This is a genomic window from Streptomyces cyaneofuscatus, assembly GCF_033109485.1.
Classification (GTDB): Bacteria; Actinomycetota; Actinomycetes; order Streptomycetales; family Streptomycetaceae; genus Streptomyces; species Streptomyces cyaneofuscatus.
In genome coordinates, this window is record NZ_CP137002.1 from 32,113 (window position 1) to 54,800 (window position 22,688).

The following is a 22,688-nucleotide window of genomic DNA, read 5'->3' on the forward strand; positions in this document are numbered from 1 at the left end:
GTCACCGGAGAGTAGGAAAAGAACTTCTGGCCCAAGGAGGCACTCGTGCCCACGTTCCGCTCTCTTGACGTCTTCCCCCCTTCCCGCGACTTGACGAACATCCTGGCCGCCAAGTCAGCGGTACTGCCCCAGATCACCGGCGCGGGGTCCTTGCTCACTTCCCTGCACGCCGGACGGGCAGCGACCTCGAACCTCACCGGCTTCTCCTCGACGGTCAACGTCACCGCCTCGGCCATGAGGAACCTGTCCCTTGCTAAGGGGCCTGTTCTCCCGTTGCCGGACCTCATGGGCGGCCGGACGAGCAAGCTCGACTCCCTGCTCCCCGGCCTCAGCCCCGGCGTCTCGATCGCCTTCAGGAAGACGCTCGTCGGCAGGAGCGCCGCCGCCTCGGCGCTGGACACCTTCTCGAAGACGTTGGCCGGCTTCGACGGTCCGACGTCGGCGAAGGCGTTCGGCCTCTCGATGCCCTCGAAGTCGGCACTGTTCGGCATGGCTCCCGCCCGGGCGGGAGCGAAGTCCGTCATCGATCTCGGCATCACCCCGCGCCCCTGGCAGGTGTTCCGATTCGACCGGGCCGACGGGCCCATGGCTGCACTGCGGGGTAGCGTCCTGGCCGCCATGCCCCGCGCCAGGGCGCTGCCGTGGGGCATGGCGGAGGAGTGGCTGTACCCGCTGCGGTCCATCAACCGGCTGCTCGATCGGCTCGGGGCACCGATCGTCTGGGAAGCCCGCGCGGCGCTGAACTCCTACCTGCAGGGCGACCCCGGGCCGATGGAGGAGTTCCTGCACGACCGCCTTCGGCTCCGGCCAGCCAGCGAGGATCACGCCCAGGCCCTCGCCCTGGCGCTCCTCCTACGGGAGTGGGAGAACCACGTGGACCTCCAGGACGCCGACGCGGTACGCCTCGCTCTGCGCGCGTGCGCCCGGGAGGGGAACGACCTGGACAGCGATCACCAGGTGATGGGGCGCAGTGTCGGGGACCTGCCGGTGGGGATCGATCTGCGGTCTCCGGAGCGGGGTCCGGAAGACGTGGCAACCTCAGCGGCAACGCCGTGGGCCGACCGTTTCGACAACCGGGATGTTCGCTACGCGACGAGGCGGCTCAAGAGCAACGAACAACGAGTGGCCCGGGCCTGGGCCGAGAACAGCGAACTCAACTGGCAACAGGCCTCCCTCGTGGTCGACATGGACGTCAAGATGGGCAGCCGGGTACGGCGCAAGCTTCTCCGCGCGGGCGACGAGATCGCGCGCCGGACCGAGGCGCAGATCCTCGGAGAGAGCTGATGGCAAGGCACGACAGGTCTCAGGAACCGCTGCTGAGCCTGCGTTCCGCAGTGGTGTTCCTGATCGGCATCCAGGCCGCCGCGGCAGCCGGCATCCTCACCTTCGCCGCCGGCAGCCCGTGGTCCACCTCTGCGCTCGCCGCCGGAGCCGCCTTCGGAGCCACGGTCGCCTTCACCCGGTCCGTGATCGCCTGACCCTGTGTGCCCCAACACGGCAGGGGCACACAGGTCCGGTCGGGAGCACCCCGTCCGCGATACACGGACGGGGTGCGCGGAAGTCAGCACTTGTTTGCAGAAAGCCGGGACACGGCGTCGCCCGAGCCGGGAGGATGGTCCTCGCACTGAGGGAGGATCAATCCACGCGCGGGCCGGTCGGCAGACGCGCGCGGGCCAACCGTGTCTGCGGCCGAGGCTCCCGGCCGGTCGGTGCACCGCTGTGTCTTTTCGAGCACGAGAGGAATCGGCGCGCGACGGAGTCCTCGGCGCGCCGTACCCGTCTCCGTGTCCGACCTCGTCGTCCTGCTGCGTGAGGCGCTTCCCGAGTTCCTCGGGAGCCTGTCCGCCGCCGTCGTCACCACCGCGGCGGCCGCCGCTCTCCGCTCCCTCCGGACAGCCCGCCTCCGCCGCCGCGACCCGGCCCCCACCGAGCCGACGCCTTCCCAGGAGTAGAAGAGCGCAGGCGCCGTCCCCCGCGGCGGCGCCGCGCGTCACATGCGGTCGAGGCCGAACATCCGATTCACCGCCTCTCTGACGGTCAGCCCGCCCTGCTGGGGCTGGCGTGGAACGGTGGGCGGCGGTTCCTTCGACGGTTCCGGCTCAAGGACCTCGATGCGTTGCCCGGGGGCGGCCTGGGCGGCGATGCGGCTGCGCTCGCGCTCGGAGGCCGCAAAGAGCACGAGCGGGGCCAGCCGACCGCGCAGGGCGGGTACTCGGCTGGCCACCGGGCAGATGACCGCGTACGGCTTGCCCCGGACGTGCACGGGCACTCCCATGGCGAACTCGGGGATACCGTCACGGCCGACCATCGGATAGGCGCCGGCCTCGCGGAAGACGAACTCCACCACCGGTTTGACCAACGCCTTCTGGCGCTGGAGCAAGGCCTCGATCGCCGCCATGTGCTCCCGCTCGGCAGCCGCTCTCGCCTCGCGCTGGCGCTGCTGGATGGCGGCCAGGCGCTCCCCCACCTGTTTCCTCCAGGCCATGGCCCGGACCTGTTCCTCCTCAAGCTCGAAGTACCGTCTGCTGATCCACCGCCAGATGGTCTCGTCCCTCTTCCAGCTCGGCACGCGCAGGCGGTGAGGCCGGATGGTGTTCGCGCAGATGGCGGCGACGAACCGGGCGAGCGGAAACGAGTGGACGTCCGACCACTCCCCGTGCCCGCCGCACGGGAGAGCTCCGTCGACGTAACCGCTGCTCCAGTCACAGTCGGCACGGTCGCGGCACCACTCCGGCTCGAAACGGGCGGGCCCGGCCGTGACCTGGACGGCGCCGTCGTCGGGGCGGGCGATCTGGGCGCAGGGCACGTTGTCGAGCCAGGGGACGGTCTTGCGGTCGGTGAACCAGCACACCTCGACCCCGGCGGCGGCGTACCGGGTGGTGCGGGTTTCGATGTCGGTGATGGAGATGGCGGACATCTGCGCTTCCAGGGCGACGCGCCGGGTGCCGTCCGGGGAGGTGGCCATCACGTCCGCGCGCCAGGAGCCGTCAGGGGCGGCCACCTCGTACTCGGCGCTCCAGCCGGCCGCGCGGACGTGATGGGCAAGGTCGAGCTTGAGGAGGTGGTGGGCCATGCCCTCGCCCGCGAGCCGCGCCCCGCAGTGCGGGGCGTTCTTGGCGTGCCGCAGGAACCACAGGTCGTACGCGCCGTGTGTTCTGTGGACCAGATGGAGGCGCCATTCGCACTCGTAGCAGGTCAGCGGTGCGGGCGGCTTGACCTTGTAGATGCTCTCCCGGTCTTGCCCGCACCCCAGGTCGGCCTGGGTCGCATCGATCCGCCCCCATTCTCCGTGCACCCCGACGAAGACCATCGTGTTCCTCCTTCAGCGCATCGATGACGGGCTGGGCTCAGCCTGAGGCGGACAGTAGGGACCTGGTCTGACACGGCATCCCCCAGCTGGCGCAGCCGGGTAACTCGATCGGCCCACGGAGGTCGTCCGCCCGGGCCACGCCGGTGCGGGACGGTTGACGCTCCGAGATCACCGGCGACTGACCCCGGAGCGACTCAGGCGGCAGTTGCTCGTTGAGCGGGCATGACCTCCCCGCCCCGCAGTCAGACCGCTGCCCTGCTCGTTGCCGCTGCTCGGCTGGAGGAGAACGTGAGAGCAGCGGGTTGCTGGTCGCACGCGGCCGCCGACGAGACCCTGGACGCCGTCGACCTTCTGTTGGAGGCCCTTTGGAGGGCACGGTGCGGTGCGTCCAGGAACGCGCCCAAGTCGTCCGCTCCCTTACCGCCGGCTCGACCGGCTGACGGACCAGTCCTCCGAGACCGCGCCCGCTGTTCCGTCCCCCTGACCGTCTCCCGGCGCCTTCCCCCGTGGGCCCGGGCGACGACGAAGCCCCCGGCAGCTGCTCCTGCGAGCACCGCCGGGGGCTTCCGCTACTGATCAGGCGGAGTTGCCCCCGTTAGGATCAACGGGCCTATCTCCGCCGTCCGAGCCATGGGCCACCGTCGCAGTTGCCACCTCGCGCGAGCGGGCGTACGCCCAGGCTCCGCCGATGGAGACCGCTGCGGTTCCGGAGGCGGCCACCGCGGTGGCGGCCTGGTCCAGTCCCTCCCAGGCCAGGTAGGCCGTTGTGCCGATGGATGCGGCTGCGGTCGTTACGACGGCCCAGACCAGGGCGGTCCGCAGCCCGGACATCCGGGTAGTACGGTCGATAGGTGTCACGGGTTTGCTCTCCTCGCAGAGACGGGAGCCCGACGGCAGCAAGAGGGAGATCTCGGGTGCAGCCCAGCCGCCAAGCATCGGGCCGCAACGAGATCTCCCTCCGTCAGTTAGCCGACGCAGGGCGTGAACGAGACGAGCCTAGCGCCTGACCCCGGAACGGTTGTAACGGCGAGGAAATCCCGACCGCTGAAACCGTCGCCCCTTCTCACAAAACCCCAGGTCAGCGCACCACGTGGACCTGTTTGGGGCTTTGGAATCATGTTCCGGGATCGCGTAGCGGCGTGAATTAACGCTGTGATCAGAATTCACGTCGGAATCCTGCGATGATTTCGCAGATTTCCGCGATGTAATTCGCTCAGCCGGAATCTCATCGCAGGAATCAGTAATCTCCTTGCCGGGCCAACCGCTTCTGCGTTCGACGGGTGGGTGGAATCGGGCGTGGCCTCGGTGCTCACCGTCGTCCTGCGGACGGACCTCCTCGCCCCTGGTTGGGCGGTGTGCGGTGGTAGCCGGCCGACTCCTGGGCCCGGGCCCGGGACTGCTCGGCGGCCGCGCGTTTCTGCTGGACGGCGTACGAGCGGCGGGCCTTGGTCTCGATGTCGTACAGCTCGGGGTGCCGCTTCGCCATGTCCGCCCGGCGGGCCTGTTCGGTCCGGGCGGCCGCCGCGGTGGTGCGGTGCTTCGCGGCCGCCTCGGTGTACTGGGTGGCCTCGCCCTGCAGGCGGGTCAACTTCTGGGCGTCGCGGCGGTCGATGCGCAGCTCGATGTCGGGGAGCTGCCCGCGCATCGTCGCCAGCCGCTCGGTGACGGTGGTGACGTCGTCCGGCGCGAACTTCGTGGCGTCGACGTCGCGGAACTGCTCGGCGAGCTTGCTGGTGCGGATCAGCGCCCACGCCTCGACCTTGGCGTCCCGGGCGGCGGTGCGGGCCTCGCCCTCCTCCGTACGCCAGGCGGTGCGCTCGGCGGTGACGTCCTTGATGTCCTTGTCGATCTGCTTCTTCGTGAGGCCCCTCCGCAGGCGCTCCATGAGGCCCAGCTTCTTCTTGGGCTCCAGGTAGTCCCGCAGGTACCGGTCCTTCTCCTCCGCCCGGCTCTTCGCGTTGAGCTCGCGGGCGGACTCCCGTACGGCCTCGGCGGCCTTCATCTCCGCCTGGTCCAGCAGGGTCGCCGCTGAGGCGGCCACCGCCTGGCCGCGGGTCTGCCCGGCCGCCTTCTCCTGGGCGAGGCGCTCCTCCAGGAGGCGGGCCTCCTCCGCCGTTCGCCGTGCACTGTGCTCGGCGAGCGTGCCCGCCTCCTGGGCCACGCCGATCGCCCGGACCAGCCCGGCGTCCGACCGCTTGCCGTACGGCCGGCTCTTCCAGGGCGGCACGGCCGCCATCTCGCGCTGCCGCTGGCTCTCCGCCAGGCGCTTCTCCCGCTCGGCCCGCTCCCGGGGCGCCGTCCTCGCCCGTGTCGCCGGGCTGGGGCTGGACTGCGGGCTCGGTGACCGTCTCGGTGGGGTCGTGGGCCTCAGCGGCGAGCTGCTGCGCCTGCCCGTACGCCTGTCGGGCGAGGCCGGGGGATACGGCAGTCGCCGTATGGGCCCGCCGTAGGACGGGCTCGCTCTCCTCGCGGGCCACCTCGTGCTCACGGGCGGCCTGGGCGGGCACGCGGGCCGGGGCCGGCGGTTCGCGCAGCAGGTCCGAGACCATGAAGTCGCCCCGGTCCTGACCGAGGAGTTTCGCGAACGCGGTGACGGCGCGCTGCAGGCGTTCGGTCTCGGTACGGGCCGCGCCGAGGCGGGCCTGGGTGTCGTCGTCCTCGATGGCGGCCAAGGGCAACCAGAGGTGGTTCTCGGCGCGGACCGCTGCGACCGTGGCGGTCGTGGCGGTCAGGAATACGCGTCGGTCCCCGCACCCTGGGGACCGGTTGGCCCGGCGGTGACAGCGCCGCCGGGCCCACGGGTCACTGCGGGCCCGGTGCGGCGTTGTCGGCGGCGAGCTTCACGAGCCATTCTTCGTACGCGGCCACGTAGTCGTCGGCCACCACCCGCGCTGTGGCGAGCGCTTTCGCGCTCGGCTCGTCGTGGCCGGCCCCGAGGGCGCTGGCGGTGGTGCAGTACAGGCCGCGTGCGATGAGGTCGAGCAGGGTTTCCCGCTCCTGGGCGGCCTGCTGCGGGTTCGTGATCGGGTCTGGTGAGACGTGCACGGTGCCTCCTGGGCCTATGTGACGGGGGTGGTGAGGGCGGCGACGACGCCGCCGGGCGCCGGGGTGATACCTCCGGCGAGGTAGCGCACTCCCCCGCCCTCGGAGGGGGGCACCGCGCCTTTGGTGATGGGGTGGCGGCGGGAGGCGGCGGTGCGCCACCCGTACCGCTCATCCCACACGAGAGCGGGGGCCGGGGCCTGGTCGCTGTCCAGGACGAGCGCGGCGACGACCCGGTCGTCACCGGGGAACTGAACATCGGGCGCGGCCTCGGCGGTGGTCCAGCCGGCTCGGTGCAGGGCGGCGGCCACGTCGGTCAGGTAGGGGGCGACGTGGCGGGCGCGCAGGACGGTTTCGGCGCGGGCGGTGGCGCGGCGGACCTGTCCGGCCGGGTAGCCGAGCTGGGCGGCGGCCTCGGTGGGGGTCAGGGTCGGGTGGGCTTCGATGTGGTCGGCGATGCGGTCGGCGCGCAGCCGGGTCAGGGTGTCCTGCCCGGTGTTGCGGTGAACGCCGAGCCGCTCGGTGACCGTGGCGGCGCTGATCGTGGGGTCGGCGTCCAGCAGCTCGGCGACGAGCCCGTGGACCTGGTCGCGCGGGACCTGGTCCCCGGTGCTCTTGGGCCGTCCGGTCCGCTGCGCAGCGTCGCCGGGGCGGCCCGCCTGGAACGCCTTCACCGCGTGGCGGGGCCAGTGCTCGACCCCGCCCGCCTCGATGCGGGCCTCGGTCAGGGCGGGGTCGCGCTTGTAGACATCCCAGGAGGCCGGAGCCACCCCGATCAGCGCCGCGCACTCCCGGCGGTCCAGGAGGTCCCCGTCGTCCTCGACCTCCGGCTCCGGGAGCGGGGGCACGGGCTTGCCCAGGAGGTAGGCGTCGACCTGCTCCCCGTCGTACAGCCGCGTCCGCGATCCCTCCGAACTGACCGGGGCCGGGAACCCTTCGGCCGCGTACGGCTTGAGACGGGTGTAGTGGTCGACACCGACGCCTTGCTGCGCGGCGAGGTCCGCCAGGGTGCGCACGAGGTGCTGTCGGCCTGCTCTGATCACGAGGTTACTCCTCCAGAACTCACGGTGTCGAACGACGGTATCGGCCCGGTCCCCGGGCCGTTGGGCGGTACGCTGCGAGCGGGCCCCCTGTCGGGGGTTGCGTTGGCCGGCACCCTTGCCACCCGTCCCACCCCCGTGGACGGATTGGGTGCCGGCCCTTTGTGTCCCGGCCCGCGCGCCGCTCATCACGCGGACGGGCCGCCAGGCACCCTCGGACCGGTCCGCCCCCGACAACTCCAGTGCCGGGGGCGGGCCTCACCCGGGGCGGCGGGGCGGGTGGGGTCAGGCAGACCAGCCGATCGAGGACACGAAGCTGTAGCCGTCGTAGTCCGAGCCGATCAGGTCCAGGACTTCATCCCAGACCGCGTCCAGCTCCTCCAGGTCGTCGTCCATCCACGCGTCGACCGCCCGGTCCCAGACGCCCCGGACGTTGATGCTGCGGGGGGCCAGGTCCCGCCTGTACTTCTGTTCCACCCCGCCCTGGTTGACCGGGTTGATCTCCACCCGGGTCCCCCGGCCGCCGTTGTTCAGCCGGTGCTTGAGGTCAGCGGCGACGTTGCGGCGGCGCAGGTCCCAGTACGCCGCATCCAGCCGGGCCAAGTTGGCCTTGTTCGGGGTGCGCTCCTCCGCGAGCCAGGCCATCAGGGTGCGCGGGGAGACGTGGACCCCGGCCCGGTCCATCGCCTCATAACCGGCATCCGAGCGGGTGAGGTAGTTCAGGCGGGCGGCGAGACCGCGCTCACTGTCCACGGGTGAGCTGATGCCGCGCACCATCCCTTCCATGGCGATGCCGAGCGCCTCGGCGCCGGGTGCGCCGGCCGCGCCGTACTTCCCGAAGTCCATCCAGCGTCCGGCCATCAGCCGCCCACCTTCCCGACCAGGTACTCACCGGAGGCCTTGCCGTCGCCCTGCTTGATCTTCAGCTCGGACACACCCCGGCCCTCGGGGAACACCTGCCGCCAGTCCCCGGTCACGTGCAGCTCGTCGGTGTGCTTCAGCGCCACGACGTCCAGCCCGGCCTGGTGGGCTTTGTACGCGCGGCCGCAGTGCAGCGCGAACGCCTGCGAGTGGATGAGGTGCATCCAGTCCGGGCGGACCATCTCCCGGTTGTGCACCGACTCCCCCATGGTGCTCACGAACTTCGAGTACATGGCCTTGACGTACTCCAGCGTCAGCTTGTCTCCAGCCGCGATCGCCTCCGACCGCGCGGCCACCAGCAACTTCCGCAGCGCGTCCAGGAAATTCTCCGTCGCCCCCGACGTCCAGGACTCGTGAACCGTCGGGGCCCCGGTCAGGGCCCACTTCGGGCCGGACAGGCGCAGCAGGAGGCGCAGGGTGGCGTCGGTGATCCACAGGGCGCCGGGGGTGTCGCGGTCGCCGAGCGGGTCGGGCAGGTGGGGGTGGGCCCACTCGGCGGGGGTGATCAGGTGAACGCCGCTGCGCTTCGGGCCGATACCGTCCGACCCGGTGGTGTGCTCCAACTTCCCGATCGGGAGCCAGACCTTGAGCGCGGACAGGTAGGCGGCGTTGACGTCCAGGGCGGTGACCTTGATGTTCCGCTCGGGGGCGCGCATCGAGTAGGCGGGGTTGTTGTAGGCGGGGCGGGCCTCCCAGATCTGATCCGGCTCCCGCTTGGACGGCTTGTGGAGGATGTCCGGCAGCGCCGGGTAGGCGGTGTACTCGTACCGAGCGGTGGCCCGCGTCTCGGTGAACAGGTGCATGACGTCCGGGATCGCCCGCTTCACCAGCGCGTCCAGCGCGGCGTCCTCGTCCCCGCCGGCGCGCTCGGCCTCCTGCTCGACCGCACCCCGGATCAGCCCCATGAGGTCCGCCTCGGCGCGCTCGGCGCTCTTGGACCGGCGCTGCGGGCGGGTCGGTACCCGGGCCGGGACCGGCGAGACCGGGGCCGCCGCCGAAGCCGGAGCAGCGACCGATGCGGGTGCGGGCGGTGTCGCCGGGGGCGCTGCCGTGGGCTGTGGGGTGGTGGGCTGGCACATCGCCCCGGAGTGGAGCGGGCGGCCGTCGGTGGACTGGTAGGTGGTCTCGACGCCGCACCGGATGCACGGGCCCGGGTCCCCCTCGATCGCGCGGCCGTCCGGGCCACGCAGCGTCTCCAGCCCGGTGAGCGCGGCCGGTACCGCGACGGCGGGCGTCTCGGCGGCGGCAGGTGCGGGGGCGGTGCCGTACGGCTGGTCGTTGAACAGAGCCGCGATCGGGTTGTCCGCCGGATCGACCGGGGCGGGGTAGAGCTCGGCCAGACCCTCCAGCAGGCGCAGATAGGGCAGGCGGCCGGGCGGGGTCGGGTCTGACTTCCCGGACTCCCAGGCCAGAACGGTGCCGCGCGCGACCCCGACCGCCGTGGCGACCTGGGCGCGGGTCAGCCCGGCGGCCTCGCGCAGCCGCAGGCGTTCCTGCGGGGGCGGCATCGCCTTGGCGAGACGGGCCTCTTCGAGCAGCGCTTCAACACTCGCTTTCTCATTCATGAGAAAAGTGTACCACCATTGACCTAGATTTAATGCTAGATTGTGCAGCGTCCGTATCGCATTTGGGCAGCTCGTAGCGAGGAGCATAGGGGTATGCAGCAGACACCGCAGGCGAACAGGTCCGGGATCACCCTCCGGCCCCACCAGGTCGAGGCCGTCGACCGGATCGTGTCGGGCCTGTCCCTCCCGGCCGACGGGACCATGCCCGTGGGCGGACTGCGCGGACAGGTCCACATGGCCACCGGCACCGGCAAGACCATCACCGCCGCGGTTGCCGCGATGCGGCTGTGCCCGAACGGGATGATCGGCGTCCTGGTCCCGACCCTGGACCTGCTGACGCAGACGATCGAGGCGTGGCGCCGGACCGGGCACATCGGCCCCGCCATCGCGGTCTGCTCCCTCGGTGCGGACCCGCTGCTGGAGGCCCTCGGGGTGCGGTGCACGACCAATCCGACACAGCTCGCCCTCTGGGCCAGCTCGGGGCCGATGCTGGTGTTCGCGACGTACGCGAGCCTGGCTGGGCAGGGCCTGGCCGACGACCAGGACGACCAGGACGCGACTGCGCCCGGGGCGCTGGAACGGGCGCTGCGCGGCTCGTACGGGCAGAAGATGGCCCCGTTCGACCTGGTGGTGGTCGATGAGGCGCACCGGACATCGGGCGACGGCTCGAAGGCCTGGGCGGGGATTCACGACCAGGCCCGCTTCCCGGCCGCGCGGCGGCTCTACATGACCGCCACCCCCCGCCTGTGGGAAGCGGGCCCGCGTACGGCCGAGGAGGGGGCCGACGGCGCCCAGCTCGGCGCGGCCGACGTCCCGGGCGGCGGGGAGGTGCTGGGCGGGCGGCTCGTCGCCTCTATGGACGACACCGAGCTGTACGGGCCGGTCCTCCACGAGACCGGCCTCATGGAAAGCGTCGAGCGGGGAATCCTCGCCCGGTTCGAGGTCGACGTCCTGGAGATCCGCGACCCGGCACCGCTCAGCGAGGACGCGTCGATGGAGGAGCGGCGCGGCCGCCGGCTCGCTGCCCTCCAGGCCGCACTCCTCAAGCACGCAGACGAGACCGGCGTGCGCTCCTACATGACGTTCCACTCACGGACGCTGGACGCGATGAGCTTCGCGCGGGCGATGCCGGAGACCGCCGCGCGGCTTCACGCTGCTGACCCCGCCGCCTACCCGGCCCGCGTCGGCTCCGACTGGCTCTCCGGCGAGCACCCCGCCACCCACCGCCGCGACGTCCTCACCCGCTACGCCGACGGCATCGACGCCGAGGGGTGGGTGACTGAACTCGGCTTCCTGGCCTCCTGCCGGGTCCTCGGGGAAGGGGTCGACATCAGGGGCAAGCGCGGAGTGGGAGCCGTGGTGTTCGCCGATACCCGCAGCAGTCCGGTGGAGATCGTGCAGATCATCGGGCGGGCCCTGCGCCAGGAGCCCGGCGACGGCAAGATCAGCCGCATCCTGGTGCCGGTCTTCCTGGAGCCCGGCGAAGACCCGGCCGACATGATGGCGTCCTCCAGCTATCGGGGCCTGGTCGCGATCCTCCAGGGCCTGCGGGCACACGATGACCGGGTCATCGAGCGCATGGCCCTGCCCACCACGACCGCGCGCGGCCAGATCACCTCCGTCCTCGCACTCGACCCGCAGGCGCCACCCGCCCAGGACGGCGAGCAGCTCGGCGAGGACGACGGCCAGGACCAGGACGGCGAGCCGGAGCCCGCGGCGGCCGGCACCGACGACGAAGGCGGCCACGAACAGGGTGGCGTTGAAGAGGGTGAGGAGGACCAAGGTGACGAGGACGACGCGGCCCCGGGCATCGCGCCCGTCACGACGCCGCTGCTGCGGTTCTCCCTCCCCCGCGACCCGCAGGCCGTCGCACTGTTCCTGCGCACCCGCGTCCTGCGGCCGGACAGCGAGATCTGGCTGACCGGATACAACACCCTGCGGACCTGGGCCGGGGAGCACGGGAACGCCCGCGTCCCCAGCGAGACCACGGTCAAGGTGGGCGACGACGGTACCTACGCGCTTGGGAGCTGGGTCAGCGAGCAGCGCAGGGCGTTCAAGGCCGGGACCCTGAAGGCGTGGCGGGTGGACCTGCTGAACGAGGTGGGCATGGTCTGGTCGGTCGGCGACGCCGGATTCTGGAAGAGCCTCGGTGCGGCCCGCTCCTACTACGCCGCGCACTCCACCCTGGCCTGCCCGAAGAACACGGTCTGGGACGGGGTGGCGGTGGGACAGTGGCTCTCCAACCTCCGCCGTCGCGGCGGGCTGGGCACCGACCCCGTGCGCGCCGACGAGCGCCGCCGCGCCCTGGAGGCGATCGACCCGGAATGGAACCCTACCCAGTGGCCGGTCGACTGGCAGCGCCACTACGCCGCCGCCCGCGTCCTCCTGGCCGAAGAGCAGGGCCCGGCCGACGTCTTGCCCGGCGTCACCGTGAACGGGGTCGACGTCGGCACTTGGACCACCCGCCAGACCGACCCCACCGTATGGGACGCCCTGGGCCCCGAGCAGCGCGAACGCCTGGAGGCACTCGGGCTCAAGCGCCGGACCGAGACCGCCCCGGCGCGGAAGGGCGGGGCCTTCGAGCGTGGAATCGCCGCGCTCACCCAGTACGCGGCCCGGGAGGGACGGGTCGTCGTACCGCGAACCCATGTGGAACACCTTCAGGAAGGGCCGGTCGCGCTCGGCACCTGGGTCAGCAACACCCGCAGCAGGCGCGCCAAGCTCAGCACCGAGCAGCGCGAGCAGCTCGCCGCGCTCGGCGTCGACTGGGCCACAGCGACCTGACACCCCGCCCATGAGCCGATCGTCCCGCGCCTCCTGGCCCACCGCCCGGGGGCGCGGGCCATTCCGCAGGCGATCCCCCGGCAGCACTACGGAGCAGACGGGGCCTGGTACCGGCGGCGGGGCCGCCACCGGCACCAGGGGTCCGAGCCGTACTCCAGAGACCCGGACCTGTCCCGCACACTCCATGTCGGCACGGTCTGCCCGCACCCTACCGGCGGCGTGGGATGGTGACCCGGGCCTCCGCCATAACGACGCCGTGCACCGTACGGAGGACGGGGACGTACAGGCCCCAGTCGGCCGCCCCGTCGACCGTGAGCCAGTCCCCGGCCCACGGGGTGTCGGTGGTCTTCAGCTCGCGTCCGGCGAGCGGGCCATCTACGAATCGAACGATCACGTCAGTACCTCCACCCGGCGGGAGTCTCCCGCCTCACCCCATAGCGGCCCTCGCTACCGAAAGGACAGGGCTCAAGGGCTCAACGGCTCCGCAGTCCGCACCGGGACGGCTTCGGGCTCCCCAGGTGGCAGGTCTTCCAGCCTCTGCCGGTACGGGTGATCAGCCCCCACCCTTCGAGCTGGCCGAGCTGATAGGCGACGGAGCTGGTGGAGGAGAGGCCGACCCGTTCACCGATCTGCCGGATCGTCGGCCCCTGCCCGTGCTCGAAGATCCAGGATCGGATGACGCGCATGATCGCTTCCTGCCGTTCCGACAGGGCGCCGTCGTGCCTCACGCCGCGCCCCGGGTCCGGCCATCAGCGGTCCGCTGCCGCAGCTCCACCCGCGCCGCAGGCGTACGGCCCGCCGGGGTGGACCAGAACGGATGCCAGTGGATCCGGACCGACAGGCGCAGGAGCCGGCGGCGCAGCTCGGTGGTGTGGCGGGGGCGAGGGATGGCGAGAGCGCGGTAGGTGTCGTGCCACTGCTGCTGGGCGCGGATCAGGTCGGCGGGGAAGAGGTGGTGGCGGTCCATCCACCTATTAGATCGCGTGTTCGAATTCTGTGGCCAGTCCGGGCCGCCACCCGAACCGGTGACGTACCGCCGCGCCCCCGTACAGGGCCCCGATCCCCGGGCCACGGTGGACCCATGCGCCTGCGCCCCCTCCCCCTCGCCGTGCTCGCCCTGGCCGCCCTCCTGACCGGGTGCGTGTCCGTCCCCCCGGAACACCCCGCCCCTCCCCGCCACCAGCCCGCCGGGCAGTCCGCACCGCTCCCCCCGGCGCCCTCCGTCCCTCCCTCTCCCCCGGTGCAGCCGCGCGGCATGGAGGAGCTGGCCTGGATCGGACCCTCCCCCGGCGCGTCGGCCACCGCGAATCGCCAGGCCCACCGCCAGCCCGCCGTACGGCGAGAGCCGCCGCGCACCGAGCCGGCGCCGGGGCGGGCCCGCCCCACCCAGCCGCGCACGCGGCCTCAGGTTCCCGCCGTACCGCCGCGCAGCACGAAGCGGTGGGCGCCGCGCGTGCCGAGCGCCCGTGTGCCGACCGGCGGCGGTATGCGGTCCGTCTGCCGCTCCGCCCAAGGCGTCATCTCCCCCGGCCTGGCGGGCATGTGCCACAGCATCGGCCGGTGACCTGCGGCGGCGAGCGGCGTTGATCCGGCATGCGAACCATGCGGACACGAACGGCAGTTGTGGCGGTATCGGTGATGGCGCTCTGCGCACTGGGGCAGGCGCCCGCGCAGGCGAGCGGGAGCGCCGAGGACGGGCCGGTGAGCATCGGCGTCATCGGGGCTCAAGGTCCGCGAGGTGCGGGTGCTCCTGGACGGCTGGAAGCCGGGCGTACGGGCGCGGATCAGCGAGTGGCGCGGCGGGGAGTGGGTGCGGGACGTTCGCGGCTGGAAGGCGATGTCCTCCCGGCAGCAGGGCCGGTACAAGTACGAGATCGCCACGTGGACCATCGGCAAGAACTTCCGGCACCGGAGCCGGATCTGCGCCGAGGTCTCCGGCCACGCCGAGCGAATGCCCTGCGTCACCATCAAGCGCTGACCCAGTACGGGAGGGCGGCCGGTTTCAAAATTCAGCCCTCGGTCGAGGCACCTCCCCTGCCCGCGTCCCCTGCCCCAGACCCGAGGGACGGCGCGACCAACCCTCCGCCGGGTACAGCAAATTCCGGTCACACCCCTGTCCATATGGCTGGATTGGGTGCATCGTTGGTGCTGCGGGCCCCCCGTCCCGCACACCGGTCGGGCCCTGCCTCGCGCCGCGAGAGCAGGGCCCGCCGCCGCCCGCCCCCCCGGTCCTCCCCACGGGAGGGGAAATTCCCTCAGCCGACACCACTCCGGGCCTCCCCCACAGCCCTAGGCGCTCTTGTACGCCGCCGACGTCATCGGGCCAGTGACTGGTCGGTGCCGCAGAGAGTGCAGCCGCGGGCTGATGTCTTCGCCATGGCTGCGCGGGCCTCGTGCTCGTCGGTGATGTCCTCGCTGCGTCCCTGGATCGACCAGCAGTCGGAGCGGTGGACCGTGGTCCGCTGGACCGTCGCGCCGGCGTAGTGCCGCTCGTACTCAACCGCCCAGGCCCTCGCGGGCTCCACCCGGCGTACGGGCGGGGCCGGGATATCCCGCTGGAGAGTGACCGTCGCCGGGTGGATCGTCGAAGCCGAGGAGAGCGGAGGAAAGCTGTCCGGTGCTGACGATGCTCCGCTTGCGGCCGACGATCTTCTTGCCCGCGTCGATGCCTTGCCCGGTGGCGGGGACGTTGGTGGAGGTCTTGATGCTCTGGGAGTCGATGACGCAGGCGGTCGGTTCATCGCCCCTGCCTTCCTGCCTGCGGACTTGGCGTCGGAGGAGGCTGTTGAGCTGGTCGAATACGCCTTCTTCCTGCCAGCGGGCGAAGTAGGCGTAGACGGTGTTCCAGTGGGGGTAGTCGTGCGGCAGATAGCGCCAGGGGATCCCGGTGCGGTTCACGTAGAGGACCGCGTCCAGCAGGCTTCGCAGGTCGTGATTCGGTGGCCTGCCGATGTCCAGTCCGCGGCCGCGGCGCTCTGCCCGCCATGCGGTCAGGACCGGCTCGACCAGCTCCCATCGGGCATCGGAGAGGTCGCTTGGATAGCGACGGCGCTCAGTCATGATTCTGGAGTACCGGCCGGCCGCGGATCCGGCCCAGGCGCATGCATCAGGCGCGCGAAGTGAACGGTGCACGACGGCGCGTCCTGGGATGAAACAGGAGGAGTGCGGGCGAGACCGGGGCATCAACACTCCACTGGCACCACCGGGACCTCGAGAAGCACCCATCTCATCCCAGCCGAGTCGCATAGCACCTGAAACTGCATCAAGAGAGGGGTAAACACCCTCTCAGTAGGCGTTTTTCAACTCGCCCCCTTGGACTGCGTCCGGCAGTCCAAGGGGGCGAGTGATCTTTGTTCCGGAACAGGGTGTGCATGTCGGCAGGGACTTGATGGACTGAGGCGATGAAGATCTTGTCGCCTCGTGTCCTGCTGGCTCTGAACGGTTCAACGCCGCTTATCGGGCTTCGGCCGCGGGCGGCACCCACGTGCCGCGGCGTTTTTCATGCAACCGCCGCGCAAAGACGGCTCCGCCCCTCATGGAGGGCGGAGCCGTCTTTGCGCACCGGTGTGTAGTTGAGCTGGAGATGGAGATCAGGCGTGTCGCCGGTTGCCCGTGATCAGCCGGTAGAGGGCCAGCAGGATCATGGAGCCCACGATGGCCGCGATCCAAGTGGAGATCTCGAAGAAGCCGTCGATGGAGTCGATGCCGAAGATGACCTTGCCGAGCCAACCGCCGAGCAGACCGCCCGCGATCCCGATGAGGATCGTGACGATGATGCCGCCCGGGTCCTTGCCCGGCATCAGCAGCTTGGCGATGATCCCAGCGAACAGCCCGATCAAGATCCACGCGATGATGCCCATGAAGTTACTCCTACCAGCGAAGATAAAGTCTGCGTTAACACCTCGTCTGTTCCATCACAGCTCTTCCAAACCCGACCGGACCGGCTAACGCCTCCGGCGATGGCACGAGCCCGCGCATGCGTGCGAGCTCCAGGGGATTGGACGGCCGCGCGCTGCTACGGTCGGGCGCCATGAGCTGGCTTCCCGATGACTTCGTCCATCCCGTCCTGGTACCGCTGCCGGGCGGCGGCCATCACCTGCGACCGATCCGGGAGGCGGACACCCCGCTCGACTATCCGGCTGTGATGGGTTCGCGCGAGCGGCTGTGGACCATCTTCGGCCCGGCCTGGGGCTGGCCCGCAGCCACCATGACCTACGAGGCCGACCAGGCCGACCTGTTGCGGCACCAGAAGGAGATCGCCGCACACCAGTCCTTCAACTACGCGCTGTTCGACGCGGCGGAGACAGCTCTGCTCGGCTGTGTCTACATCGACCCACCGGAGAGGGCCGGCGCGGACGCCGAGATCTCCTGGTGGGTCGTGGACGAACTGGTGGACAGCAAAGTCGAGCAGGCCCTCGACGCGCTGGTGCCACAGTGGATCGCCGCCGACTGGCCGTTCGAACAGCCGCGCTTCCTCGGCCGCGAGATCTCCTGGTCGGACTGGCTCGCCCTGCCGGAGCACCCCGACGCGTAAGTCAGGTGGCAGCCACCGGCGATAACGGCCCCCGGCACTCTCGCCGCAAGCGGCGCGCGCGGGCGGGGGCGCTGACGGTGGTTCCGGGCGTGCCTCACCGGCTTTTGCTGGTCTTGCGCACGCTCGTGGTGTCGGCCGCGAGGGGGGCGCCGTCGGCCCCGGTCGGTGCGAGGTCCGGGACGCGGACGCCCTGCTCGTCGACCAGAGTGGAGTGAGGCTCGCCGGGATCGAAGGTGTGGCGCTCCCCCCACTGGCGCAGGGCGAGGAGCACGGGGAAGAGGTCACGGCCCCTGTCGGTGAGCACGTACTCCAAACGGCGGCCTGTGGGGGCGGTTTGCTGGGCGAGGAGTCCCTGGGCACTGAGCTTCCGAAGCCGGTCGCTGAGGATGTTGCGGGCGATGCCGGTGCGGCGCTGGAACTCGGTGAAGGAGCGGGCCCCGTCCATCGCGTCTCGGACGACCAGAAGGCTCCAGCGGTCACCGACGAGGTCGAGCGTGCGGGCGACGGGGCAGTCGGGATCGGTCCAGGTGACGTTCGGGGCGCCGGTGGAGGGGTGCGGCATGACACCTCCTGGATGAGTTGCAGATTGAGACCATTATGCCTTAGCCTCAAAATAAGTTGCATTATGCTACTCATTTCTACATCGGAGAACGATGGACGTCTGGCGACGGGTGCTACTGGCGGTCGTGTGCGGTGTCGCGGTGGCGAGCATCTATGCCGCGCAACCGGTGCTCGCGCCGATGGGGGCCAGCCTCGGCGTCTCCGCGGGGCAGTTGGGGTGGATCGTCTCGATCGGCCAGTTCGGCTACCTTGTTGGCCTGGTGCTGCTGGTCCCGCTCGGCGACGTGATCGTCAACAGGCGTCGGCTCATTGCGGTGCACCTCGCGATCACCGCGGGCGGCCTGCTCCTGACCGCTGCGGCCTCGACTGCTGCGATGGCCTTCGCAGGACTCGCGCTGGCCGGGATGTTCGCGGTCGTGGTGCAGACCACGGTGGCCTACGCGGCGTCGATCTCGCCGCCTGCCGAGCGTGGGCGGAACATCGGGATCGTGACGTCCGGCGTGGTGATCGGCATCCTCGGCGCGCGGATCGTCACAGGCCTGCTCGCCGAGCAGTGGGGTTGGCGGAGCATCTACGTGCTGCTCGGCGTGCTAGCGCTCGGGCTCGCCGTCCTCGTCCCGCGCGCCCTCCCCCCGGAGGAGCATTCCCGCCGGCCCGCAGGATACGGGCAGGCCCTCACCGCGTTCGGCGCGCTGTTCGGGGAGCGGCTACTCCTGACGCGCGGCCTCATCGCGTTCTTCCTGTTCGCGTCCTTTGCAACGCTGTGGAGCGGGCTGTCGCTGCCGCTGACGGAAGCGCCGTGGCATTTCAACGAAAGCCAGATCGGCATGTTCGGGGTCGCCGGACTCGTCGGCGCGCTGGGCGCCGCACGCGCGGGACGCTGGGCGGACGCGGGGCGGACGGCGCCGATGGCGGGCTTCGCGCTCGCCCTGCTCATCGTCTCCTGGGCCGCGATCGCCCAGCTGTCCTGGGCACTGTGGCTGCTCATCGTCGGCGTCGTGCTGCTCGACTTTGCGGTCCAGGTCGTGCACGTGAGCAACCAGCACACGCTCACCAGCGCGCACACGAAGCGCACCAGCGGCGTCATCGGCGCCTACATGGTCTTCTACTCCCTCGGCTCCGCCCTCGGCGCGGTCACCACTACCTCCGTCTTCACCTCCCACGGATGGGCCGGATCCAGCATCCTGGGAGTCGGATTTGCGCTCTGCGCCCTGATCACCTGGGCGGTCGGCAAGAGCCATTCCTCCAGCGGGACCAAGCCCGTATCCGGCGTCCGGGCCCGTAGCTGGGAGAAGGCAATGTAGGAGGCAGAGACCGGGAGGGCAGCCTGGAGGACGACGTGGTCGCCCAGGCCCGCAACGCGCCCCGGCAGTTGCTGATGATGGGCGACACTACAACAAGGTGATGCACGGCTTCGTCGAGCAGGTCGAACGCCTGCTGATGGCCCTGCTCCTCTTCGCCGTGGGCGCCTTCGTGGCCTCCGGCGGCCTGGCCGCACTCACCTGGCGGGGCGCGGCCATAGGCGTACTCCTGCATGTCCTCATCCGCCCGGCCATCGGCTGGCTCGCCCAGCTGCGGGGCCCCGGGCTTCCGACCGAGCGGGCGGCCACCGCCTTCTTCGGGATCCGGGGCATCGGCTCGTTCTTCTACCTCGCCTACGCCTTGGGGGAGGGCGGCTTCGGGCGGTACGAACGGGAGATGTGGGCGGTGGTGGTCTTCGCCGTCCTGATCTCCGTGGCCGTCCACGGGGTGGCGGCGACCCCGGTGACCGCGTACCTCGACCCGCACGAAGCCAAGGCCAAGGCCGGGAAAGGCCGGGGAGTGAGGCGCCCCTCGGCAGGAGGCCGAGGAGCCTTTGGCAACCTGCCTCGCGCCGGTGTCATCGGCCGGCGTCGGGGAACTCAGGCAACCGGCGCTCTGTGGCGGCGACCTGTGTGAGCTTCGCGGTCAGGGGCTTGAGCGGCGCCGAGGTCAGGGCTTTGTCGGCGAGGCGACGTAGAGCCAGGCCGGTCCGGGTCTGCGGATAGGCGAAGTGCTTGATTCCTCGCGGCAGATGCTGAACGTCGTCGACCAGAGGCCGCATCCAGGCTTCATAGGCCAGCAGGGCGGCCTCGGTGTTCCCGGGGTGGGCGGCGATCTGCGCGGCCAGGACGTATCCGCTGGTGATAGCGAGTGATGCGCCTCCCCCGCCCATCGGTGTGACACACCATCCGGCATCACCCGCCACGACGATGTGCCCGCGGTGCCAGGTCGTCATCCTGATCTGCGTCAGCTGGTCGATGTAGAGGTCCTCAGCGGTGTCGAAGGCATCGAGGACACGGGGTGCTTGCCAGCCCACGCCGGCGTACCGCTCCCGGAGCCGGGTCAGGGCGAGCATGCGGTCCAGACTGGTGAGGTCCTCTCCCGGGCTGAAGGAAAGGATTGCGCGGGTGGTGCCGTGGCGGTCAGGCCGCAGATGGATCTGTCGTCCTTGGGTGGTGGTGTGCCAGCGCCACTGGTTGTCGTCGTTGTCCGTGCGGGGGATCGTGCCGAAGACCATGGTCACGTCGAGGTCGGTCCTGCTTACCTCTCCGGATATGAAGACGCGGTCGCGGGTCGCTGAGCGCACACCCTCGGCAACCACCAGAAGGTCGCAGTGCATCTGACGTCCGGCGGACGTGACGATGCGGACACCTTCGGCGGGCTCCGTCACGGTCTCGATGGTGTCACCGTGAACGGAGTCGACACCGGGCGGCAGGTGATCGTGGATGGTACGGGCCAGGTCACCGCGCAGCACCTCCAGCTCGGCCGTCGCGCCGTCCGGACCATCGGAAGGCAGCTCGGCCGTCACCCGGCCGTCTGCATCGACGAAGACCGTCCCCGTCTCCGTTGTGTTCTGGCTCCTCACCGCCTCAAACAGCCCCGTGCGGTCCAAGACCTCCCGCGCAACGCCCCTCACGTCGACGTTTTGGCCCCCATCGCGGAAAGCGGGCGCCCGCTCGATCACCGTGACCTGCCAACCAAGCCTCCGCATCCAGAAGGCGACCGACAACCCGGCAATACTCGCACCGGACACCACCACACGGCGCTCGCCCATGACACGACTCCTCCGATCGGCAGGTCCCCTTACTCAGGACATGCTCCCGCCGATGGTCGGGCCTCGACGCCCATGATCACCTACCCCGCGACGGCCCATCCATCGGAGGCTGCTTGAGTACGTGACCAGACGCAGGGGGCGGTCCGCCTGTAATCCGTCTCTCATGCTGGGCATCGAGACCGGCGGCTGACGAGCCTGTCCGACCACCTGTGGCCAGGCTTCCAGCAGCGTCGTGGGTCAGCGCGTACGCTGCGCTGACCCACGACGCTGCTGGAAGGCCCGCGGCTACCTCAGCGCGTACGCCGCTGCCTGCGCGAGCGTGCTCGCCGCTTCGGAGCGCTCGGCCTTGGTCGACTTCCTGTCGGCCAGCACCTTGGCGGCCGCAGTGAGTATCTTCTTGCGCGGTCGACCCGAGGACGTGGTCGACGCCTGGGAAAGAGCGCTTGCCGCAGCCTTCTTCTCGGACTTCGACCCCTTCTTGGACCCCACCGTCTTACCCGCAGCGGAGGCCGACTGGCCACCTGTCGTCTTCTTTACACCACCCGTACCCGCCTTGCCGGGAGTCTGCGACAGGGCGCTGGCGGCGGCCTTCCTGCTGCTCTTGGTCGTACCCTTCTGCGTGGAACGGCTGGCTGCCGAGGCAGCCTTCGGGCCCGTGCTGCCAGAAGCCTTCTTCTTCGCCATCTCGTTGTCTCCCTGTTCATCCGCCGGTTCAGCCGTGCCCGCCTGGTACCCGGACATCAGGCCAAGGAACACCGTTACCGCACCTTCTGATCCCTCACCGACACGACGAGCCCCACGTGGACGAAGTGAGATCACAAGTGCGAGGCCGAGACAGGTCTACGGGCCACGGGAGGTTGCACCGCTCATGGAGACCCTTGTCCACCCCACGCAGCAGGGCGAGGCGGTCGACTGCGGCGAGCTCCTCCTGGACGGTCGTGCCCGAGCAGTGGCGGTGGAGGGTGGACGCGCTGACGCTCAGCCGCCGGCCCAGCGCCTCGTAACTTCTCCCGTCCCGCGCCTTCAGTGCGCGCACAAGTTCCGCGAACTCCTGGACGGCGGCTTCCTTCGGAATTCCAACCCTCGACCCTGCATCCCACTCGTTCACGTCTTTGCACGTCAGCGGGGGTGGAATCGTTCCGGGACAAATCGTGGGCGCGTGATCGTTGCAGCCGGCGGGCGCCGGCCGCACGCTGGTGGAGCACTGACCGAAGAGCGACCCGACGGGGGACCCACCACCATGAACAAGCTCCGCACCGCACTCGCCACCGCAGCCGCAGCCGCACTGGGCCTCGCGGCCCTCGCCACGGCCCCGGCGCAGGCCGCTGCACAGCCCGCCTTCCTCGCCGCCTCCCAGATGCCGCCGTCGTCGACGCCGTGGACCGCCACACAGGTCTTCACCGGCGTCCCGGAGAACGGCGGCGTCCTCTGCGCCCCGTACAAGATCCCGGCGCAGAACACCCGCTACCGCGAGTTCAGCACCGAGCTCGACACCAACGGCGTCCAGGTCACCACCGTCGCCCGCACCGAGGCCGACGCCGTGAAACTGGTCAACACCCTCCGCGGGGCCCTCGCCGGCTGCGGCCCCCTGCTGGAGCAGCAGAACCCCGGCCTGCAGGCCGTCAGCGCGTCCCACGGCAAGCTCGCCGTCGAGGAGGGCGCCTGGGTCTACAGCCTGGACACCGCCGACCCGCAGATCGGCAGCTCCGACATCCACCTGTTCTCCGTCGGCCGCGACGGCCGCACCGTCACCCTCGTCCGCTGGGGCCAGATGGGCGACCTCGAGGACGCCCCGCTGACCGCCTTCCGCACCACGACGAAGACCGCCGTCAACAAGCTCCACTGACCCGGGGAC

At 70.8% G+C, this 22,688-nt stretch carries 27 protein-coding genes and 1 pseudogene; 11 read left to right on the forward strand and 17 right to left on the reverse strand.

Annotated features, from left to right (window positions below):
- Positions 1 to 45 precede the first annotated feature (45 nt).
- From R2B67_RS00145 to R2B67_RS00155, 3 genes are all read left to right on the forward strand, one after another.
- Complete coding sequence (locus R2B67_RS00145; RefSeq protein WP_317815775.1) at positions 46 to 1,284, forward strand: hypothetical protein; 1,239 nt, start codon at positions 46 to 48, stop codon at positions 1,282 to 1,284.
- A complete protein-coding gene (locus tag R2B67_RS00150; RefSeq protein ID WP_317815776.1) occupies positions 1,284 to 1,478 on the forward strand; it encodes a hypothetical protein in 195 nt (64 codons plus the stop codon). The genes R2B67_RS00145 and R2B67_RS00150 overlap by 1 nt, the downstream gene beginning before the upstream one ends.
- Positions 1,479 to 1,784: 306 nt before the next feature.
- Entirely contained in the window at positions 1,785 to 1,952 is a 168-nt protein-coding gene (locus R2B67_RS00155) for a hypothetical protein (RefSeq protein WP_317815777.1), read from the forward strand.
- A gap of 38 nt (positions 1,953 to 1,990) precedes the next feature.
- On the opposite strand, the gene R2B67_RS00160 is transcribed toward R2B67_RS00155, so the two are convergent.
- The 3 genes from R2B67_RS00160 to R2B67_RS00170 all read right to left on the reverse strand — a co-directional run bounded on the left by R2B67_RS00160 (position 1,991) and on the right by R2B67_RS00170 (position 5,471).
- Positions 1,991 to 3,310 (reverse strand): competence protein CoiA family protein, encoded by a 1,320-nt coding sequence (locus R2B67_RS00160; protein WP_317815778.1) that lies wholly within the window; start codon positions 3,308 to 3,310, stop codon positions 1,991 to 1,993.
- Positions 3,311 to 3,886: 576 nt separating this feature from the next.
- Positions 3,887 to 4,168 (reverse strand): hypothetical protein, encoded by a 282-nt coding sequence (locus R2B67_RS00165; RefSeq protein WP_317815779.1) that lies wholly within the window; start codon positions 4,166 to 4,168, stop codon positions 3,887 to 3,889.
- Positions 4,169 to 4,619: 451 nt separating this feature from the next.
- On the reverse strand, positions 4,620 to 5,471 hold the full coding sequence (locus R2B67_RS00170; protein ID WP_317815780.1) for a hypothetical protein: 852 nt from the start codon (positions 5,469 to 5,471) through the stop codon (positions 4,620 to 4,622).
- Between R2B67_RS00170 and R2B67_RS00175 the strand changes: the two genes are divergently transcribed.
- Complete coding sequence (locus R2B67_RS00175; RefSeq protein ID WP_317815781.1) at positions 5,452 to 5,760, forward strand: hypothetical protein; 309 nt, start codon at positions 5,452 to 5,454, stop codon at positions 5,758 to 5,760. The genes R2B67_RS00170 and R2B67_RS00175 overlap by 20 nt on opposite strands.
- A gap of 352 nt (positions 5,761 to 6,112) precedes the next feature.
- Here R2B67_RS00175 and R2B67_RS00180 read toward each other — a convergent pair whose 3' ends face one another.
- From R2B67_RS00180 to R2B67_RS00195, 4 genes are all read right to left on the reverse strand, one after another.
- Positions 6,113 to 6,355 (reverse strand): hypothetical protein, encoded by a 243-nt coding sequence (locus R2B67_RS00180; protein ID WP_317815782.1) that lies wholly within the window; start codon positions 6,353 to 6,355, stop codon positions 6,113 to 6,115.
- A gap of 14 nt (positions 6,356 to 6,369) precedes the next feature.
- The gene (locus R2B67_RS00185; protein WP_317815783.1) at positions 6,370 to 7,395 is read right to left on the reverse strand and encodes a DUF6292 family protein; all 1,026 of its coding nucleotides are present in this window, start codon (positions 7,393 to 7,395) and stop codon (positions 6,370 to 6,372) included.
- A gap of 282 nt (positions 7,396 to 7,677) precedes the next feature.
- Positions 7,678 to 8,253 carry a transcriptional regulator gene (locus R2B67_RS00190; protein WP_317815784.1) on the reverse strand — a complete coding sequence of 192 codons (576 nt, stop codon included), beginning with the start codon at positions 8,251 to 8,253 and terminating at the stop codon, positions 7,678 to 7,680.
- Positions 8,253 to 9,878 carry a helix-turn-helix transcriptional regulator gene (locus R2B67_RS00195; RefSeq protein ID WP_317815785.1) on the reverse strand — a complete coding sequence of 542 codons (1,626 nt, stop codon included), beginning with the start codon at positions 9,876 to 9,878 and terminating at the stop codon, positions 8,253 to 8,255. The genes R2B67_RS00190 and R2B67_RS00195 overlap by 1 nt, the downstream gene beginning before the upstream one ends.
- Positions 9,879 to 9,971: 93 nt before the next feature.
- On the opposite strand from R2B67_RS00195, the gene R2B67_RS00200 reads away from it, so the two are divergent.
- Positions 9,972 to 12,662, forward strand: coding sequence for a DEAD/DEAH box helicase (locus R2B67_RS00200; protein ID WP_317815786.1), 2,691 nt, complete (start codon positions 9,972 to 9,974; stop codon positions 12,660 to 12,662).
- A 208-nt stretch (positions 12,663 to 12,870) separates the two neighbouring features.
- On the opposite strand, the gene R2B67_RS00205 is transcribed toward R2B67_RS00200, so the two are convergent.
- The 3 genes from R2B67_RS00205 to R2B67_RS00215 all read right to left on the reverse strand — a co-directional run bounded on the left by R2B67_RS00205 (position 12,871) and on the right by R2B67_RS00215 (position 13,629).
- Positions 12,871 to 13,056 carry a hypothetical protein gene (locus tag R2B67_RS00205; protein WP_317815787.1) on the reverse strand — a complete coding sequence of 62 codons (186 nt, stop codon included), beginning with the start codon at positions 13,054 to 13,056 and terminating at the stop codon, positions 12,871 to 12,873.
- Positions 13,057 to 13,135: 79 nt separating this feature from the next.
- A complete protein-coding gene (locus R2B67_RS00210; RefSeq protein ID WP_317815788.1) occupies positions 13,136 to 13,390 on the reverse strand; it encodes a LexA family protein in 255 nt (84 codons plus the stop codon).
- Positions 13,387 to 13,629: a DUF8825 domain-containing protein gene (locus R2B67_RS00215; protein WP_317815789.1), complete on the reverse strand. Its 243-nt coding sequence runs from the start codon at positions 13,627 to 13,629 to the stop codon at positions 13,387 to 13,389. The genes R2B67_RS00210 and R2B67_RS00215 overlap by 4 nt, the downstream gene beginning before the upstream one ends.
- Positions 13,630 to 13,743: 114 nt before the next feature.
- Between R2B67_RS00215 and R2B67_RS00220 the strand changes: the two genes are divergently transcribed.
- Positions 13,744 to 14,226 (forward strand): hypothetical protein, encoded by a 483-nt coding sequence (locus R2B67_RS00220; RefSeq protein ID WP_317815790.1) that lies wholly within the window; start codon positions 13,744 to 13,746, stop codon positions 14,224 to 14,226.
- A gap of 174 nt (positions 14,227 to 14,400) precedes the next feature.
- Positions 14,401 to 14,640, forward strand: a complete 240-nt coding sequence (locus R2B67_RS00225; protein ID WP_317815791.1) for a hypothetical protein — start codon at positions 14,401 to 14,403, stop codon at positions 14,638 to 14,640.
- A gap of 337 nt (positions 14,641 to 14,977) precedes the next feature.
- Here the strand turns inward: R2B67_RS00225 and R2B67_RS00230 are convergent, their stop codons facing one another.
- The 3 genes and pseudogenes from R2B67_RS00230 to R2B67_RS00240 form a co-directional block, all read right to left on the reverse strand.
- On the reverse strand, positions 14,978 to 15,187 hold the full coding sequence (locus tag R2B67_RS00230) for a DUF6233 domain-containing protein (RefSeq protein WP_317815792.1): 210 nt from the start codon (positions 15,185 to 15,187) through the stop codon (positions 14,978 to 14,980).
- A 94-nt stretch (positions 15,188 to 15,281) separates the two neighbouring features.
- Positions 15,282 to 15,722 (reverse strand): annotated as a pseudogene (locus R2B67_RS00235) (transposase); the annotation flags it as partial.
- Between the two features lie 530 nt (positions 15,723 to 16,252).
- Complete coding sequence (locus R2B67_RS00240; RefSeq protein ID WP_161033146.1) at positions 16,253 to 16,522, reverse strand: GlsB/YeaQ/YmgE family stress response membrane protein; 270 nt, start codon at positions 16,520 to 16,522, stop codon at positions 16,253 to 16,255.
- A 170-nt stretch (positions 16,523 to 16,692) separates the two neighbouring features.
- Between R2B67_RS00240 and R2B67_RS00245 the strand changes: the two genes are divergently transcribed.
- Entirely contained in the window at positions 16,693 to 17,196 is a 504-nt protein-coding gene (locus R2B67_RS00245) for a GNAT family N-acetyltransferase (protein ID WP_317815793.1), read from the forward strand.
- Between the two features lie 94 nt (positions 17,197 to 17,290).
- Here the strand turns inward: R2B67_RS00245 and R2B67_RS00250 are convergent, their stop codons facing one another.
- The gene (locus R2B67_RS00250; RefSeq protein ID WP_317815794.1) at positions 17,291 to 17,758 is read right to left on the reverse strand and encodes a winged helix-turn-helix transcriptional regulator; all 468 of its coding nucleotides are present in this window, start codon (positions 17,756 to 17,758) and stop codon (positions 17,291 to 17,293) included.
- Between the two features lie 91 nt (positions 17,759 to 17,849).
- Here R2B67_RS00250 and R2B67_RS00255 point away from each other — a divergent pair, with 91 nt between their 5' ends.
- A complete protein-coding gene (locus tag R2B67_RS00255; RefSeq protein WP_317815795.1) occupies positions 17,850 to 19,061 on the forward strand; it encodes an MFS transporter in 1,212 nt (403 codons plus the stop codon).
- Positions 19,062 to 19,161: 100 nt separating this feature from the next.
- Positions 19,162 to 19,695 (forward strand): cation:proton antiporter, encoded by a 534-nt coding sequence (locus tag R2B67_RS00260; RefSeq protein ID WP_317815796.1) that lies wholly within the window; start codon positions 19,162 to 19,164, stop codon positions 19,693 to 19,695.
- On the opposite strand, the gene R2B67_RS00265 is transcribed toward R2B67_RS00260, so the two are convergent.
- The 3 genes from R2B67_RS00265 to R2B67_RS35930 all read right to left on the reverse strand — a co-directional run bounded on the left by R2B67_RS00265 (position 19,637) and on the right by R2B67_RS35930 (position 22,025).
- Positions 19,637 to 20,833 (reverse strand): FAD-dependent monooxygenase, encoded by a 1,197-nt coding sequence (locus tag R2B67_RS00265; RefSeq protein ID WP_317815797.1) that lies wholly within the window; start codon positions 20,831 to 20,833, stop codon positions 19,637 to 19,639. The genes R2B67_RS00260 and R2B67_RS00265 overlap by 59 nt on opposite strands.
- Before the next feature lie 285 nt (positions 20,834 to 21,118).
- On the reverse strand, positions 21,119 to 21,589 hold the full coding sequence (locus R2B67_RS00270) for a hypothetical protein (RefSeq protein WP_317815798.1): 471 nt from the start codon (positions 21,587 to 21,589) through the stop codon (positions 21,119 to 21,121).
- 22 nt (positions 21,590 to 21,611) lie between these two features.
- Positions 21,612 to 22,025 (reverse strand): helix-turn-helix domain-containing protein, encoded by a 414-nt coding sequence (locus tag R2B67_RS35930; protein ID WP_398867753.1) that lies wholly within the window; start codon positions 22,023 to 22,025, stop codon positions 21,612 to 21,614.
- Between the two features lie 48 nt (positions 22,026 to 22,073).
- Here R2B67_RS35930 and R2B67_RS00275 point away from each other — a divergent pair, with 48 nt between their 5' ends.
- The gene (locus R2B67_RS00275; protein WP_317815799.1) at positions 22,074 to 22,679 is read left to right on the forward strand and encodes a hypothetical protein; all 606 of its coding nucleotides are present in this window, start codon (positions 22,074 to 22,076) and stop codon (positions 22,677 to 22,679) included.
- The last annotated feature ends 9 nt before the right edge of the window (positions 22,680 to 22,688 follow it).

What these genes read in the sequence shown, in the direction of transcription:
- R2B67_RS00255 (WP_317815795.1), top strand. Translation starts at nt 17,850, where the DNA reads ATGGACGTCTGGCGACGGGTGCTACTGGCGGTCGTGTGCGGTGTCGCG.
- R2B67_RS00160 (WP_317815778.1), bottom strand. Translation starts at nt 3,310, where the DNA reads ATGGTCTTCGTCGGGGTGCACGGAGAATGGGGGCGGATCGATGCGACC.
- R2B67_RS00260 (WP_317815796.1), top strand. Translation starts at nt 19,162, where the DNA reads ATGCACGGCTTCGTCGAGCAGGTCGAACGCCTGCTGATGGCCCTGCTC.
- R2B67_RS00265 (WP_317815797.1), bottom strand. Translation starts at nt 20,833, where the DNA reads ATGGGCGAGCGCCGTGTGGTGGTGTCCGGTGCGAGTATTGCCGGGTTG.
- R2B67_RS00200 (WP_317815786.1), top strand. Translation starts at nt 9,972, where the DNA reads ATGCAGCAGACACCGCAGGCGAACAGGTCCGGGATCACCCTCCGGCCC.
- R2B67_RS00190 (WP_317815784.1), bottom strand. Translation starts at nt 8,253, where the DNA reads ATGGCCGGACGCTGGATGGACTTCGGGAAGTACGGCGCGGCCGGCGCA.
- R2B67_RS00195 (WP_317815785.1), bottom strand. Translation starts at nt 9,878, where the DNA reads ATGAATGAGAAAGCGAGTGTTGAAGCGCTGCTCGAAGAGGCCCGTCTC.
- R2B67_RS00240 (WP_161033146.1), bottom strand. Translation starts at nt 16,522, where the DNA reads ATGGGCATCATCGCGTGGATCTTGATCGGGCTGTTCGCTGGGATCATC.
- R2B67_RS00250 (WP_317815794.1), bottom strand. Translation starts at nt 17,758, where the DNA reads ATGCCGCACCCCTCCACCGGCGCCCCGAACGTCACCTGGACCGATCCC.
- R2B67_RS00245 (WP_317815793.1), top strand. Translation starts at nt 16,693, where the DNA reads ATGAGCTGGCTTCCCGATGACTTCGTCCATCCCGTCCTGGTACCGCTG.
- R2B67_RS00220 (WP_317815790.1), top strand. Translation starts at nt 13,744, where the DNA reads ATGCGCCTGCGCCCCCTCCCCCTCGCCGTGCTCGCCCTGGCCGCCCTC.
- R2B67_RS00150 (WP_317815776.1), top strand. Translation starts at nt 1,284, where the DNA reads ATGGCAAGGCACGACAGGTCTCAGGAACCGCTGCTGAGCCTGCGTTCC.
- R2B67_RS00215 (WP_317815789.1), bottom strand. Translation starts at nt 13,629, where the DNA reads ATGGACCGCCACCACCTCTTCCCCGCCGACCTGATCCGCGCCCAGCAG.
- R2B67_RS00275 (WP_317815799.1), top strand. Translation starts at nt 22,074, where the DNA reads ATGAACAAGCTCCGCACCGCACTCGCCACCGCAGCCGCAGCCGCACTG.